The organism is Silvimonas amylolytica (genome assembly GCF_014645555.1).
GTDB lineage: Bacteria > Pseudomonadota > Gammaproteobacteria > Burkholderiales > Chitinibacteraceae > Silvimonas > Silvimonas amylolytica.
Genome location: NZ_BMLY01000001.1, coordinates 885,188 through 899,486, shown reverse-complemented (window position 1 = coordinate 899,486; position 14,299 = coordinate 885,188). Strand labels below are relative to the sequence as shown.

General features: G+C 58.5%; 13 protein-coding genes. 3 read left to right on the top strand and 10 right to left on the bottom strand.

Going from position 1 to position 14,299, the window contains the following annotated elements; all coding sequences use genetic code 11:
* Positions 1–45: 45 nt before the first annotated feature.
* The 6 genes from yjfF to rquA form a co-directional block, all read right to left on the bottom strand.
* Positions 46–1,119 carry a galactofuranose ABC transporter, permease protein YjfF gene (gene yjfF, locus IEX44_RS03970; protein WP_188689126.1) on the bottom strand — a complete coding sequence of 358 codons (1,074 nt, stop codon included), beginning with the start codon at positions 1,117–1,119 and terminating at the stop codon, positions 46–48.
* Positions 1,116–2,183, bottom strand: a complete 1,068-nt coding sequence (locus IEX44_RS03965; protein ID WP_188689123.1) for an ABC transporter permease — start codon at positions 2,181–2,183, stop codon at positions 1,116–1,118. Before IEX44_RS03965 ends, yjfF begins: the two co-directional genes overlap by 4 nt.
* A complete protein-coding gene (locus IEX44_RS03960) occupies positions 2,180–3,718 on the bottom strand; it encodes a sugar ABC transporter ATP-binding protein (RefSeq protein ID WP_229678731.1) in 1,539 nt (512 codons plus the stop codon). The genes IEX44_RS03965 and IEX44_RS03960 overlap by 4 nt, the downstream gene beginning before the upstream one ends.
* 111 nt (positions 3,719–3,829) lie before the next feature.
* Complete coding sequence (locus IEX44_RS03955) at positions 3,830–4,795, bottom strand: ABC transporter substrate-binding protein (protein ID WP_188689120.1); 966 nt, start codon at positions 4,793–4,795, stop codon at positions 3,830–3,832.
* A 502-nt stretch (positions 4,796–5,297) separates the two neighbouring features.
* Positions 5,298–7,136, bottom strand: coding sequence for a DEAD/DEAH box helicase (locus tag IEX44_RS03950; protein WP_188689117.1), 1,839 nt, complete (start codon positions 7,134–7,136; stop codon positions 5,298–5,300).
* Positions 7,137–7,438: 302 nt separating this feature from the next.
* Entirely contained in the window at positions 7,439–8,152 is a 714-nt protein-coding gene (rquA, locus tag IEX44_RS03945) for a rhodoquinone biosynthesis methyltransferase RquA (RefSeq protein WP_188689114.1), read from the bottom strand.
* Between the two features lie 203 nt (positions 8,153–8,355).
* Between rquA and IEX44_RS03940 the strand changes: the two genes are divergently transcribed.
* Together IEX44_RS03940 and IEX44_RS03935 are read left to right on the top strand one after the other, a co-directional pair.
* Positions 8,356–9,447, top strand: a complete 1,092-nt coding sequence (locus IEX44_RS03940; RefSeq protein ID WP_188689111.1) for an NADH:flavin oxidoreductase/NADH oxidase — start codon at positions 8,356–8,358, stop codon at positions 9,445–9,447.
* 18 nt (positions 9,448–9,465) lie between these two features.
* The gene (locus IEX44_RS03935; protein WP_188689109.1) at positions 9,466–10,350 is read left to right on the top strand and encodes an NAD(P)-dependent oxidoreductase; all 885 of its coding nucleotides are present in this window, start codon (positions 9,466–9,468) and stop codon (positions 10,348–10,350) included.
* Positions 10,351–10,374: 24 nt separating this feature from the next.
* Here the strand turns inward: IEX44_RS03935 and rarD are convergent, their stop codons facing one another.
* The 3 genes from rarD to IEX44_RS03920 form a co-directional block, all read right to left on the bottom strand.
* The gene (gene rarD / locus IEX44_RS03930) at positions 10,375–11,250 is read right to left on the bottom strand and encodes an EamA family transporter RarD (RefSeq protein ID WP_188689106.1); all 876 of its coding nucleotides are present in this window, start codon (positions 11,248–11,250) and stop codon (positions 10,375–10,377) included.
* Positions 11,251–11,324: 74 nt separating this feature from the next.
* Positions 11,325–11,813 (bottom strand): AtaL-like protein, encoded by a 489-nt coding sequence (locus IEX44_RS03925; RefSeq protein WP_188689103.1) that lies wholly within the window; start codon positions 11,811–11,813, stop codon positions 11,325–11,327.
* Between the two features lie 48 nt (positions 11,814–11,861).
* Positions 11,862–12,497 carry a TetR/AcrR family transcriptional regulator gene (locus tag IEX44_RS03920; protein WP_188689100.1) on the bottom strand — a complete coding sequence of 212 codons (636 nt, stop codon included), beginning with the start codon at positions 12,495–12,497 and terminating at the stop codon, positions 11,862–11,864.
* 103 nt (positions 12,498–12,600) lie between these two features.
* On the opposite strand from IEX44_RS03920, the gene IEX44_RS03915 reads away from it, so the two are divergent.
* Positions 12,601–13,542: an NAD-dependent epimerase/dehydratase family protein gene (locus IEX44_RS03915; protein ID WP_188689097.1), complete on the top strand. Its 942-nt coding sequence runs from the start codon at positions 12,601–12,603 to the stop codon at positions 13,540–13,542.
* Between the two features lie 4 nt (positions 13,543–13,546).
* On the opposite strand, the gene IEX44_RS03910 is transcribed toward IEX44_RS03915, so the two are convergent.
* Positions 13,547–14,296 (bottom strand): YdcF family protein, encoded by a 750-nt coding sequence (locus IEX44_RS03910; protein WP_188689095.1) that lies wholly within the window; start codon positions 14,294–14,296, stop codon positions 13,547–13,549.
* Positions 14,297–14,299 lie beyond the last annotated feature (3 nt).

The window sequence follows — 14,299 nt, the reverse complement described above, 5'->3', positions numbered from 1 at the left end:
CCGTCGCTCTGGTGGATTACTACGCGAATCCACCCTGCAGGGTGACTAATGCTGCTGCGCCACCATCTCTGCTGGTGTGGCATCCCCGGCGGCCACTGCCGGGGCAACTGTCTTACCCACGGCCGCTCGCCCGGTGCGGCGTTTGCTGGCATGGCTATCCAGCAATCGTTGCAGCACGCAGAACACGCACAGCAACGCGCCAATCACAATGCGCGTCCACCAGGAACTGAGCGTACCGTCGAAGGTGATCAGGGTCTGGATGACGCCCAGGATCAAGACACCAAACAGCGTGCCCGTCACATACCCCACACCACCGGTGAGCAACGTACCCCCAATCACCGTCGCTGCAATGGCGTCCAGCTCCATTCCTTGAGCATGCAGGCCGTAGCCGGAAAGCATGTAAAAGGTGAAGGTTACGCCGCCTAACGCTGCGCAAAAGCCAGAGAGCGTGTAGACCAGCACTTTGGTGCGCGCCACGGGCAGGCCCATCAGCAGGGCAGAACGCTCGCTCCCGCCAATGGCATACACCACGCGACCGAACTCGCTGTAATGCGCTAGCCACAAGGCACCGACAAACACCACGGCCGCAATCAGCACATTGGCCGATATATCCGCATACGGCAGATGCAGCCGGAATTCCGACACCGCCGTATAGGCCGGATCAGAAATGGTGATGGACTCAATGTTGATCAGAAAGCATAGCCCACGGGTGAGGAACAAACCGCCCAGCGTGACAATAAAAGGCTGCAGCCGGAAATACTGGATCAACACGCCCTGGAAAGCGCCGAACAATGCGCCCAGCAGCAAGACCAGTGGCGTCACCACCCAGATTGGCCAGTGATGCGACTGCACCAGGGTGGCCGAGATCATGGTGGTGACCGCTACCAACCCGCCGACGGACAGATCAATGCCGCCAGAAATCACCACAAAGGTCATTCCGATCGCCACGATCAGCAAAAAGGCGTTGTCGATAAACAGGTTACAGAACACCTGGGCAGAGAAAAAACCGCGATACGCGACGGAGCCATAGCCAAACATCAGCAAAAAAAGCCCCAGTGTGATCAACAACGGCAAGGTTCGCGGGTCAGTCAGACGGGTTGAGAGTGAGGGCTTGTTCATCGGCTGGCTCCCTGCAGGATCGGATCACGGATGATCAGCTTGCGCATGGGTTCGGACTGCACCACGCAGACAATGAACACCACCACGGCCTTGACCACCAGATTGGCTTCTGGAGGGACACCGATGGAATACGTGGTGTAGGTCAGCGTCTGGATGATCAACGCACCAATCAAAGAGCCCACGAGGCTAAAACGCCCGCCCGCCAGGGAGGTGCCACCCAATGTCACCGCCAGAATGGCATCCAGTTCCATCAGCAAGCCGGCGTTGTTGCCGTCGGCGCTTTTCACATTGGAGCTGATGATCAACCCTGCAGCGCCCGCCATCAGGCCAGAGAAACCATACACGCACAGCATGATGGCGCGGGCCTTGATCCCGGCAAAGTAAGATGCGGTCGGGTTGATGCCAATGGCGGTCACAAACAGGCCCAGTGCAGTGCGTTGTGTGAAGAACCACAACACCACTCCCACCGCCGCGACGATATACAGCGCAAACGGCAATCCGCCCAGGAAACCCGCTCCCAGGAAGAAATAGGGCTGGTAGTAGATGGTAATGATCTGCCCGGCTGTCAGCAATTGCGCAATGCCGCGTCCGGCTACCATCAGGATCAATGTGGCAATGATGGGCTGCATGCCCACGTAGGCCACCAGTGCGCCATTCCACAAGCCGCACAGCAAACCTACAGCCAGCGCACCGGCAATGGCGACCGGCAACGGCACATTGCTGACGTAAACCTCGACACCATTGACGATATGCATCTGCCCGCCAATCAGTACCGCCGCCGTAGCGGCACTAATGGCGACGATCGCACCCACTGACACATCTACCCCGCGCGTGGCAATCACGGGTGTCATGCCCAGGGCCACGAGTGCCAGCGGCGAAGCGCGGTTGAGGATGTCGATCAGACTGCCAAACAGGTGGCCATCCTTGTTCTCAATATGAAAAAAATGCGCGTTGAACGCACGGTTCACCAGCAACAGCACAATCAGTGTCAGCACCGGCAAAAACAGCGGGTGCCGTACCAGCACTTTGTGCCAGCCGGTGGCCTCAGTCGTGGCCGTGTTCATTGTTCGCCTCCGGCAATCATGTGAAAGACTGCGTGTTCATTCGTCTGACCAGCAGGGAGCTCGCCCACTTTGTGACGATCACGCAGCACCGCAATGCGGTTGCTGACCCGCACCACCTCGCTCATCTCGGAAGAAATGAACAAGATCGCCAAACCTTTGCGGCACAAAGCCAGCACCTGATCCATGATCTCCAGCTTGGCGGCCATATCGATGCCGCGTGTGGGTTCATCCAGGATCAGCATTTTTGGGTCAGTGGCCAGCCACCGTGCCAGCAGGGCTTTTTGCTGGTTGCCGCCAGACAACAGACCGATCGGTTGTTCGGCATGCGGCGTTTTGATCCCAAGATGCTGGATGTAATCGTTGGCAATGGCTTCTTGCCGTTTGCGTGGCAGATAACGAAACAACCCCTGACGAGCCTGCAGTGCCAGGATGATGTTCTCGCGCACCGAGAGGTCGGCAATGATCCCTTCAGACTTGCGGTCTTCCGGGCAATAACCAATGCCCGCCTTGATGGCATCACGCGGGGAAGAGAACCTGGCGGTTTGACCGCCCACGTTCAGATCGCCGCTTTCACATTTGTCTACGCCAAACAGCAGCCGGGCGGTTTCAGTGCGCCCTGATCCCAGCAAGCCGCCCAGGCCCAGTACTTCGCCTGCGCGAATATCCAGATCCAGTGCTTGCATGCTGCCGCGCCGGCTGATGCTTTGCGCGTTGATGAAGGTGTCGCCAGGTTTGCTGTCGGCCCATTGTGGTTTGGCCAGTTGATCAGGATCGATCTCTCGCCCTACCATTTTGTGGATCAGCGTCAGCCGTGGCAGATCACGCGCCAGATACTCGCCTTCGCGCTCGCCGTTGCGCAGCACGGTAATGCGGTCTGATACGGCGTAGGTTTGTTCCAGAAAGTGCGTCACAAACAGGATCGCCATGCCCCGCGCTTTCAATTGTCGCAGCAGGGTAAACAGCTTCTGGACTTCATCTTCATCCAGGCTGGAGGTCGGTTCATCCAGAATCAGTACTTTGGCGTCGACACTGAGCGCACGCGCAATGGCCACCATTTGCTGGATTGCAATCGGGTAGGCATCCAGTGCGCGGGTGACATCCAGATCCAGCGAGAGCGTGGCCAGCAACGTGCGGGCGTTCTCATGCATTGTGGGCCAGTCGATCCGACCGGCCTTGCGCGGAAAACGGCCAATATAGATGTTCTCTGCCACCGAAAGGTTGGGGCAGAGGTTTACTTCCTGGTAAACGGTGCGGATACCGGCGGCTTCGGCCGCTTCGGGCGAGTCGAGCTTGACGGCGTTACCCGCGAAAACAATCTGGCCAGCATCAGCCGGGTGCACGCCGGTGAGCACTTTGATCAGCGTGGATTTACCGGCGCCGTTCTGGCCCATAAGCGTGTGGATTTCGCCAGGAAACAGGCGAAACTCAACTTGTTTGAGTGCATGCACGCCAGGGAACCGTTTCTCGATCCCGGTCATGTGCAAGATGGCCTCACCCGTATTCTGGTGCGGCAGGTCAGAGGCGGCAGCATTCATCGTGCGGTCCTTGTGGCACAAACCTCAATAAACAGGCGGATGACAAGGTATTCGGGGACGGTTTGCACCGTCCCCGGACACTTGTCAGTCAGCGTTGTGCGAACGGCGCGATCAATACTTGCGCGACGGGAAGGCAGCCGCAGCGGTTTCCATCGGGAACACGGTTTCTTTGGTCACGATGCGCTTGGGAACCGACTTGCCAGCGGCGACCAGCTTGGCGGTTTCCATCAACTGCGGACCCAGCAGCGGGCTGCACTCGACAGAAACGTTCATCTTGCCGGCCATCATGGCCTGGAAGCCGCCCTTGGTTGCGTCAAACGACACAATGATGATGTCCTTGCCCGGCTTCAGGCCCGCTTCTTCAATGGCCTGAATCGCGCCAATGGCCATATCGTCATTGTGCGAGTACACCACCTGGATTTGCTTGCCATAAGACTTGAGCATGGCTTCCATCACTTGCTTGCCACCGGCACGGGTGAAGTCGCCGCTTTGGCTGGCCAGGATCTTGAAGCGATCATCGCTCTTGATCACTTCCATCAGACCGTTATGGCGGTCAATGGCCGGTGCAGAACCCACGGTGCCTTGCAGTTCAGCAATATTGATTGGACCTTGTGCGCCCTTGTAATGGTCTTCCAGCCAGCGACCACCACGACGACCTTCTTCCAGGAAGTCTGAACCAATAAACGCGGTGTACAGCGAGTCATCCGACACCTTGATGGCGCGGTCGGTCAGGATCACCGGGATCTTGGCCGCTTTGGCTTCACGCAGCACCGGCTCCCAGCCCGACTCAACTACCGGCGAGAACGCAATGACATCTACCTTCTGCGCAATGTAGGAACGGATAGCCTTGATCTGGTTTTCCTGTTTTTGCTGCGCATCAGAGAATTTCAGATCCACGCCAGCTTCTTTGGCGCTGCTCTTGATCGACTCGGTATTGGCAGTACGCCATTCGCTTTCTGCCCCAACTTGCGCAAAACCCAATACCAGCTTGTCTGCTGCGTGAGAGAACGTGCTACAGAGCATGACTCCTGCGGCGACCATCAACGTGGCCAATACGCGCGTGCCCGATTTATTCATCATCAACTCCTTCATTTTCAGTGGGTTATTTGCCGGCACTTTTTTGGGGCAAAGCGTAGGTTTTGCCCGATGTGGCCGGATCAGCTTTCGGTGATCAAAAGCTTGGCAAATCGTGCTCCAGGGCAATCCTTATACCAATGTAATTTTCTGCTGAATCAATGCACAAAACAGGACACCTGTGCACCGGGGTGGCGCAAGCTGCATCGCCGCAATGCCCGTGAACGCTGGGGTTGGCTGAGTGCAGTGCAACAAGGGGATGGACGAAACCGCCAAATGGAGGCGGACAAAATGGTTACGGCGGAAAGCAGTGACAAGCTGGCAGACGCTTGATTTATCCTGCTTGTGGACGCAGAAATCCAGGCGCGGAAAGGAGTGTGTCAACGACAACGCACCTGCGGCAGGCGTGCTGGATTCTGAGGTATGAAGGGAAGACGAAGTGGGAGGGGCAGATATAAAAAAACCCGGCCGGGGCCGGGTTTTTTGAAGCAGAAGTCCTCACCGATCAGCGATGACGCCCGTGTGTACGGCGTGGTTGGTCGAACCATGCCGAAACGGGGGTGTTCTCGTTAGAAGTCGGCTGGGCGTCGCCACGCATGATCGCTTCGCGCAGGTTCTTGTCGGTTTTCTGACCCTGGCCGCTGGCGGTGCTGCGGTTGCTGTTATTGCCACCACTGCGATTGTTGTCGCGCTGGCCACCACCGGTACCGCCGCTGCGATTCTGGCCCTGACCTTGACCTTGCTGTTGACGATCATTGCGACGGCCCTGTTGCTGGCCATTATTGCCACGATTGCCACCTTCGCCGCGCGGCTGACCGTCACGCTGTTGGCCATCACGCTGCTGACCATTGCTGCCGTTGCGGCCCTGGCTTTGCTGCCCCTGTCGGCGTTGCTGACCTTCAGCGCGTTGACCGCCCTGACCGCCATTCTGACTACCGCCCTGGCCTTCCTGACGCGGCTTGCCATTGCGATTGTTGTTGCGCGGGTTCTGGCGTCGGCGGTTGTCGCCACCTTCACGGGCCGGCGCAGCGCCTTCGGCGTTCGAGCTGGCTTCCACAGCGCCTTCAGCACTGGCTTCGGCCGGTGCGCGTTCGCGTTGTGGACGCTCGCGGCGCTGTTGTTGCTGATTGCGGCCACGACCTTGCTGTTGCTGCTGACGACCACGACGACCGGATTCGATCGGTTCCGGCTTGGCGTTCGGGTCCGGTTCGAAACCGGTGATGATCTCGCGCGGCAGAGCGCGTTTGATCAGTTTTTCAATGTCAGACAGCAGACGCATTTCGTCGACGCAGACCAGCGACAACGCCTCACCTTCAGCGCCGGCGCGGCCGGTACGGCCAATGCGGTGCACGTAGTCTTCGGCCACCATCGGTAACTCGAAATTGATCACGTGCGGCAGTTCTTCGATATCAATACCGCGTGCGGCGATGTCGGTCGCCACCAGTACTTGCAAGGTGCCGGCCTTGAATTCGGTCAGTGCGCGAGTACGGGCCGACTGGCTCTTGTTGCCGTGGATGGCCAGTGCCGGAATTTCTTCCTTGGTCAACTGTTCGGCCAGGCGGTTAGCACCATGCTTGGTACGCGTAAACACCAATACCTGGAACCAGTTGTGTTCCTTGATCAGGTGCGCCAGCAGGTGGCGTTTTTTCTCGCGATCAACCAGCACGATTTTCTGCGTGATGGCTTCGACCGTGGCATTGCGCCGTGCGACTTCAATCAGCACCGGGCTGTTGAGCAGGTTGTCGGCCAGTTGTTTGATCTCGTCCGAATACGTGGCTGAGAACAAGAGGTTCTGGCGCTGTGCCGGCAACAGGGCCAGCACTTTCTTGATATCGTGGATAAAACCCATGTCCAGCATGCGGTCGGCTTCGTCGAGCACCAGGATTTCGATAGTCGACAGATCAATCGTGCCTTGCTGGGCGTGATCCAGCAGACGCCCCGGGGTGGATACCAGGATATCCACGCGGCCTTTCAGTGCCTTGATCTGCGGATTGATGCTGACGCCGCCAAACATGGCGAGGGATTTTTGCCCGGCGTACTTGCCGTATTCCTGCACGCTTTCTTCAACCTGCGCCGCGAGTTCTCGCGTCGGAGTCAGCACCAGAGCACGGATCGGAGCGTGTTCACCACGCTTGACCTTGATCGGGCTGGCCAACAGCTTTTGCAGGATAGGCAGCGTAAAGCCTGCCGTTTTACCCGTACCAGTCTGGGCACCTGCCATTACGTCCTGGCCGGCCAGAATGGCGGGGATTGCCTGTGTCTGAATAGGGGTTGGGTCCGTGTAACCAAGTTCGGTCACGGCACGCACAAGTTCGTCCGCAAGTCCTAAAGCGGAAAAAGTCATTAATTAACTCCAGAGCGTGTATCGGCCATTGCAGCAATAGCTGCGCCAGTCCGGTGGCGGATACAGGAATGTCGTGTGTGGGAACAGCGAAGACTGGATGCGCTCTGCGTAGTTCCGAAGATTCCTGGAGCGGTTGCCGGTCAGGCGAGTGTCACTCGGCAGGGCGGATATGCGATTGCACAGGCTACGATCAGAAATTGAGACCGGCTAGCAAACTACGCGAAAGCACATTATACGCAAGCGACGCCATGAGTCGAGGGGTTTCGACAGAGAGTCATGGCGACGCGTTGATCAAGGTGGGTTCAGCGGTGGGGGCGTGTGGCGACGGTGCACTGGTAAACACCGCCAAAAAACGTGCGGCGCGTCCAGCAAAAGTCTCCGCTGTGGCGGGCATATTCGGGGATGCTCTTGTTCCAGAGCGCAAAGGCAAACGGCTCCAGCCACGCGTTGACAAGGCGCAACAACCAGCCCACAGGTTGCCAGGGTCGAGGGCGGTGGTAGTCCACGAACACGGCTTTTCCGCCGGGCGGTACGCGTGCCAGCATGTGATCGACGATCGCCTGTTTTTTGGATTCCGGCACCTCATGCAACAAAAAGAAGCTGCAAACCACGTCATAAGTGGCATGGCTGGCAAAACTGGCGGCATCGGCCCGGAATACATGGGCCCATGGCAAACCCGAAAGTTTGGCGTTGCCATGCCGGACCTGGGCCGGTGTGACGTCGGTCAGGTGAAAGGTTCCGGTCGGGCCTACTTTTTGCGCGACACGCTGCACCAGGTCGCCATAAACGTGCGCCACTTGCCAGACGGTGTCGCCCGGTTTTACCTCGTTAAGGTAAGCGCGCATCAGGCGTTGATCGTTACCAAACAGGAGCGTTTTCACAACCCAGTTGTGGTCCAGTCGCTTGACCTGGCGCGGGTTGACATAGGCCCAGTCGTAAACGTCGATCAGGTATTCAGGTACGCCATCGTAATCAGGATCGACAAGGGGCAGGGCGGTAGTGGTATCTGGCGGCATGTCACATTCCTGAATTATCAAAGAATCAAAAATGTACTGGTCGCCTGACAACTCACCTTTGCGTTGGCGCAAGTTGCTCCTGGCATAAATACGGGCTTGTGCAATATCTACACTGAGGTCGTGCTGCATCGCGAAAAACGCTTGACTAGACTGATCGGTCTATTGATAGACTGCTTGCCTCAATCCCACTTGCCGGAGACACCATGAGCCATCTGTTTGCCCCATACCCGCTGCGCGGGATTACGCTACCCAATCGCATTGTGGTGTCACCGATGTGCGAATACTCCGCAGTCGATGGTCTGGCCAATGACTGGCACCTTGTTCACTTGGGCAGCCGTGCCGTGGGTGGTGCAGGTCTGATCATTCAGGAGGCCACAGCGGTGCTGCCGGAAGGCCGGATCAGCCCGGAGGATCTGGGTTTGTGGAATGACGAACAGATTGAACCGTTGGCGCGCATCACACGGTTTATCTCCGGACAAGGCAGTGTGCCGGGTATCCAGTTGGCCCACGCCGGGCGCAAGGCGTCCACGTTTTCACCGTGGCGAGGCAATGGTGAAGTGAAACCTGCTGAAGGCGGCTGGCAGGTTGTGGCGCCATCGGCAGTGGCGTTTTCGTCTGAATATCCGCAACCGGTAGCGCTCGATCAAGCCGGCATCGATAACGTGATTGCAGCGTTTGCCGCTGCGACACGGCGTGCGGTGCAGGCCGGTTACAAGGTGGTCGAAGTCCATGCCGCGCATGGTTACCTTTTGCACCAGTTCCTTTCGCCGCTTTCCAATCAGCGTACTGACCAGTATGGCGGTAGCCTGGAGAACCGGGCGCGTTTGTTGTTGCAGGTAACCCATGCCACCCGTGCCGCACTGCCTGATGATCTACCGTTGTTTGTGCGTATCTCGGCGACGGACTGGGTTGATGGCGGATGGACTGCCGAAGAAAGCGTAGTGATCTCGCGCTGGCTGAAAGAAGCGGGGGCTGATCTGATTGATGTCTCTAGCGGCGGCTCTGTGCCGGTCGCGCCCATCCCGGTCGGCCCGGGTTACCAGACCCGCTTTGCCGATCAGATTCGCCGCGAGGCGAGTGTAGCTACGGGTGCGGTTGGCATGATCGTAGAGCCCGCCCAGGCGGACCATATTGTGCGCACTGGCCAGGCTGATCTGGTCCTGCTGGCGCGTGAGCTCTTGCGTGATCCGTACTGGCCGTTGCATGCCGCTACGGCACTGCACACCACCACGACCTGGCCCGAGCAATACCTGCGTGCCGCACCCAAAGGTTCAACACCACGTACGCCAGTTTGAAATAACGGAGATACCGCGATGAAAATCGGGCTGATTGGCTTGGGTAGCATGGGCGTGGGCATTGCTCACAATATCTTGAAGGCTGGCCATACGCTGACGGTTTACAACCGCAGCAAAGACAAGGCAGACAGTTTGCTGGCCGAAGGTGCAATCTGGGCGGCCAGCCCCCGTGCCCTGGCGCAAGGGCAGGACGCTGTGATCACCATGGTGGCAGATGACAACGCGTTGCAGGCGGTGACGCTGGGTGAGGAGGGTTTGCTGGCAGGACTGGGCCAGAATGCCATCCACATCAGCATGAGCACGGTCAGCCAGGCATTGGTCGAGTCACTGGTTGCCGTGCACGAGCGGCATGGTTCCGGGCTGGTTTCTGCACCCGTGTTTGGTCGTCCGGATGCGGCTGCGGCAGGCAAGCTGTTTGTCGCTGCTGCAGGCAAAGCGGAGCACATTACCCAAGTGCGGCCAGTACTGGAAGCTGTCGGGCAGAAACTGTTTGAGGTGGGTGAACAGCCGCCACAAGCTGCCGTGGTCAAACTGATTGGTAACTTTCTGATCAGTTGCGTGATCGAAGGTCTGGGCGAGGGCGCAGCGCTGGCAGAGAAAGCCGGGGTGGCACCGGAAAAACTGCTGGAAGTCCTGACTGGTTCAATCTTTGGTGCCCCGGTCTACCAGATTTACGGCAACCTCATCGCCACGGGGGGTTACATGAAACCCGGCTTTGCGCTCCCCCTGGGCGCGAAAGATAACCGGTTGGTGCTGCAGGCGGCCGAAGCGCATGATGTGCCTTTGCCGTTTGCCAGCGTCGTGCGTGATCGTTTCGTGCGTGGCATGGCGCAAGGGCTGTCTGGTGCTGACTGGTCGGCCATTGCCCGTCTGGCGCGAGAAGACGCGGGGTTGAAGCACTAAGCGACACAGGCGGATGAATCAGGCTCAGGCTTTTTTCATCCGCGCCACAAAAAATCCTTCCGCAGTGTAGAGCACCAAGGCCAGCCAGATCACGCTAAAGCCCAGCAAACGCGGGCCTGAGAATGGCTCATGCCAGAGCAATGCACCCAGCAACAGCTGAACAGTCGGGCCGATATATTGCAGCAGCCCCAGCAGCGAGAGCGGAATCTTGCGCGCACCAGCGGCAAACAGCAGCAGCGGGATGGCGGTAATCGGGCCAGCCAGCACCAGTAGCCCCTGCAAGAGGGGCGCGCCGCCCACTAACGCACTTTGGTCCTTGCTGGCCAACACGCTCAACCAGATCAGCGCAAACGGGAACAGCACCAGCGTCTCCAGTGTCAGGCCTTCCAGCGCACCCAGTGGTGCGGTCTTGCGCAGCAAACCATACACGCCGAAAGAACCCGCCAGACCCAGCGCAATCCATGGTAAATGGCCCGCCTGGAGCGTCAGCCAGACCACGCCCGCTGCGGCCACGGCGATGGCGGTCCATTGACCCACTCGCAAGCGTTCATGCAGAAACACCACGCCCAGCAGCACACTGATCAACGGATTAATGAAGTACCCCAGGCTGGCATCAATGACCTGGTTATGAGTAACCGCCCAGATATACAAAAACCAGTTGGTCGACAGCAGTAGCGCACTCAGCATGAAAATGCCGATCAACCGTGGCTGGCGTACGGCCTGACCTAGCCATGCCCAATGGCGGCGCCAGAGCAACACGCCAATCAGGAAAAACAACGCCCAGACCATACGGCACAGGAGAATTTCCAGTGGCGCAACGCCGTGCAGTGATTTGAGATAAAGCGGCAGCAGGCCCCAGATCAGGTAAGCCAGCGATGCTTGGATAGCGCCTTGACGCATGATTTGTCTTTTTTGCAGAGTCAAAAAAAGCCGGGTATTAAGCCCGGCCTTGCTGGATTAAGTATTGCTTGATCTCAAGACCTGAGCTGGCCAGCGGCGGCGAGTTCACGAATGCGTCGAACCGTATCGACATCCGCGGCGTGGTATGCGGATTTCACATAAGAAGCAAAGTACGCATCACTGGCATCGTCGCTGCCCGGCGCGACGGTTTCCGGCAGCGGTGTGTTGTAGGTGAAACGCACAAACAGTTGGGCATCGTCGGGCGCCTCGATGGTGATCGTCAGCCGGCCGCCGGAGTGCTCGTCATTGGGCTGGGTATGAAAGTCGATGGTACGGCCGTTATCCCACTCGATGTGGTCACGCACATGCAGCTTGCCCAGGCGGAACGAGCGGACGAGGTAGTCCTCACCACGTTCGTGGATGACCACATCCGTGATGTCTTCCTGAAAGTCTTGCGGTTTTTCTGCCCGCCAAAGCAATGCCTGCCAGACCTGTTCTGCGGTGAGGCTTTCCAGCAGCGGGTTGAGCGGGTCGTTGATCTGGACCAGGTGTTCAAAGTGCACGAGTAACTCCTCATAGGGCCGCGCATGCGGCGCGGCGGGTATCCGGTTTCAGTTTTCAGGGCGGGCCGGCGCGTCCAGCAAACCATAAAGCTGGGTCTGCAACGTTTGTTGTGCCAGGTCTTGTGCACTCTGAGAAACAAATAACGGGCAGGTGAGCTTCAGACTCACGATGCCGTGCAAGCTGGCCCAAAGCATTTCTGCCAGCTGCAAATCAGTCAATTCAGTATTCAGACGGTTGGTACCACGCAACTGCGTGAAGGCACCGACCAGTTCAAAGAACGCTTTCTCACCAGCGCGCTCTTCGTCATTCCCTTCCGAGAGTGCACTGGCGTATTCCGGGCTGACCATAAAAATCAGCCGATAGGTCTCTGGATGCGCCAGCCCGAACGCGACATACGACCTTGCCATGATCTGCAGGCGCTGGATCGGATCGGGTTCGTTTTCCATGGCCGGTACCAGCTCACGCGCAAAGTCCGCATATCCGGCGGCGCAGATGGCGCGAGCGATGGCATCGCGATTCTCAAAATGCAGATAGAGGGTGGCAGGCGAATATTCAATGGCATCCGCAATTTTGCGCATGGATAGCGCAGCAAATCCCTCCCGCACCACGATGTCGCGGGCGGCATCGAGGATGAGTTCGCGCAGTTGCGCCTTCTGTCGTTCTTTTCTGTCTGAAATAGCCATGGCTTCAGTTTAGGGCTTGACGAAATGAAGCGTCAATATATTATGAACGGTGTTTAGTAAACACTGTTCAGTAAATATTGATGTGTTCACAGGAGAGTCGATCATGGAAAAAATCGCATTGGTGGGCGCAACTGGCGCCATGGGCCACAGCATTGGCAACGCTCTGGCGCAGACTGGGCAACCGTGGCGGGCTATCGCGCGGTCGCAGTCCGCGCTGCAACAGCAGTTCGGAGCGGATCCACGCGTGGAATGCGTCACGTGGAATCCAGATGACGCCCCATCGATCAAGGCCGCACTGCAAGGTATCGATACGGTGGTTTACGTGGTTGGCGTGCCGTACTGGCAGTTTGAACTGCATCCGATCTTGCTGGGCCGCACGCTGGAAGCGGCCATTGCGGCGGGCGTCAAACGCTTTATCCTGATTGGGACTGTCTACCCGTATGGCCGCCCGCAGCAGCCCCGCGTGACTGAAGATCACCCACGTCAGCCGCACACATTCAAAGGGCAGCGCCGTAAAGAGCAGGAAGACTTGTTGCTGGCTGCACACGCGGCTGGCCGCATTCAGGGCACGGTTTTGCGCTTGCCGGATTTCTACGGCCCTGGCGTGGACAAGAGTTTTCTGGATGGTGTTTTCAAAGCCGCCGTCGCCGGCAAAGCGGCAGACATGATCGGCCCGATCGACACCCCGCACGAGTTCGTGTTTGTGCCCGATGTCGGGCCGGTGGTGTTGCGGTTAGCCGCAGAACCGCAAGCGTATGGCCGTGTATGGCATCTGGCCGGGGCAGGGGTGACCAGCCAGAAGAAACTGGCAGAGCAGATTTTTGCTACAGCCGGTTCAACCTTGCGCACACGCGTGCTGGGCAAGTTGGCGCTACGCGTGCTGGGGTTGTTTAACCCGATGCTGCGTGAGATGGTCGAGATGCACTATCTGCAAACTGAACCCGTCATCATGGATGACAGCGCCTTGCATCATTTGCTGGGCACAATCCACAAGACTTCCTATGAGGAAGGTATTCGCCAGACGCTGGCCGCTACCCGTGGCTGAAGTCTCAGCGGTGATACCAGAGCATGCCCAGATATTCATGCAGCGCCCAGTAACTGGTGCTCAGGCCATCTGGCGAGGGCAGGAGTTCGAGCAAGGAAAACGGGCGCTGGTTCTGGTAAGAGGTGGGCGCCAGCGTGACCTCAAACCCGGCACGTTTGAATACGATCTGGGCGCGCGCCAGATGCCACGCACTGGAGACCAGTGCGATGCGGCGATAGCGCGGCAGCATCTGCCGGGCCAGAAAAGTGGCGTTGTCGGCGGTATCGACTGCGCGGGTTTCGGTCCAGACCGGCGTAATACCGTAATCCTGACGCAGCACTCGCGCCATCAACTCGCCCTCGCTGACGGCCTCCCCAAACGCGGTGCCACCAGACAAGGCGACGGGTTTACCGGTGGCCCGTGCCAGGCGCGCGGTATAGCGGACGCGCTCTGCGCTGGTGGCGTTTACATCGCGTTCGTCCGGCGTTTGTTGCGCGCCAAACAGGGTGCCGCCGCCAAGGCAGACAATGGCGTCGGTCTGCGCCAGTGCGGCCGGCGTGATCGGCGGTGGTTCCAGCGAGGCCATCAAGGCATGGCTGAGGGCAGGTGTGGATAGCGCGTACAACGCGGCCAGGTTGACCACCAGAACACCGCGCGCGAGCTTTGCCCGGCGCTGCCAGAGTGCCAGGGTAACAACACCCAGCACCACGTGGATACCCGGTGGCAACAACAACGCGCCAATGGCGTTTTTGATCAGGAAAGAAGCAGCAATCATGGC

Excerpts from the sequence above, each read along its gene's own strand:
- yjfF (WP_188689126.1), bottom strand. The coding sequence starts at position 1,119 with ATGAACAAGCCCTCACTCTCAACCCGTCTGACTGACCCGCGAACCTTG.
- IEX44_RS03965 (WP_188689123.1), bottom strand. The coding sequence starts at position 2,183 with ATGAACACGGCCACGACTGAGGCCACCGGCTGGCACAAAGTGCTGGTA.
- IEX44_RS03960 (WP_229678731.1), bottom strand. The coding sequence starts at position 3,718 with ATGAATGCTGCCGCCTCTGACCTGCCGCACCAGAATACGGGTGAGGCC.
- IEX44_RS03955 (WP_188689120.1), bottom strand. The coding sequence starts at position 4,795 with ATGAATAAATCGGGCACGCGCGTATTGGCCACGTTGATGGTCGCCGCA.
- IEX44_RS03950 (WP_188689117.1), bottom strand. The coding sequence starts at position 7,136 with ATGACTTTTTCCGCTTTAGGACTTGCGGACGAACTTGTGCGTGCCGTG.
- rquA (WP_188689114.1), bottom strand. The coding sequence starts at position 8,152 with ATGCCGCCAGATACCACTACCGCCCTGCCCCTTGTCGATCCTGATTAC.
- IEX44_RS03940 (WP_188689111.1), top strand. The coding sequence starts at position 8,356 with ATGAGCCATCTGTTTGCCCCATACCCGCTGCGCGGGATTACGCTACCC.
- IEX44_RS03935 (WP_188689109.1), top strand. The coding sequence starts at position 9,466 with ATGAAAATCGGGCTGATTGGCTTGGGTAGCATGGGCGTGGGCATTGCT.
- rarD (WP_188689106.1), bottom strand. The coding sequence starts at position 11,250 with ATGCGTCAAGGCGCTATCCAAGCATCGCTGGCTTACCTGATCTGGGGC.
- IEX44_RS03920 (WP_188689100.1), bottom strand. The coding sequence starts at position 12,497 with ATGGCTATTTCAGACAGAAAAGAACGACAGAAGGCGCAACTGCGCGAA.
- IEX44_RS03915 (WP_188689097.1), top strand. The coding sequence starts at position 12,601 with ATGGAAAAAATCGCATTGGTGGGCGCAACTGGCGCCATGGGCCACAGC.
- IEX44_RS03910 (WP_188689095.1), bottom strand. The coding sequence starts at position 14,296 with ATGATTGCTGCTTCTTTCCTGATCAAAAACGCCATTGGCGCGTTGTTG.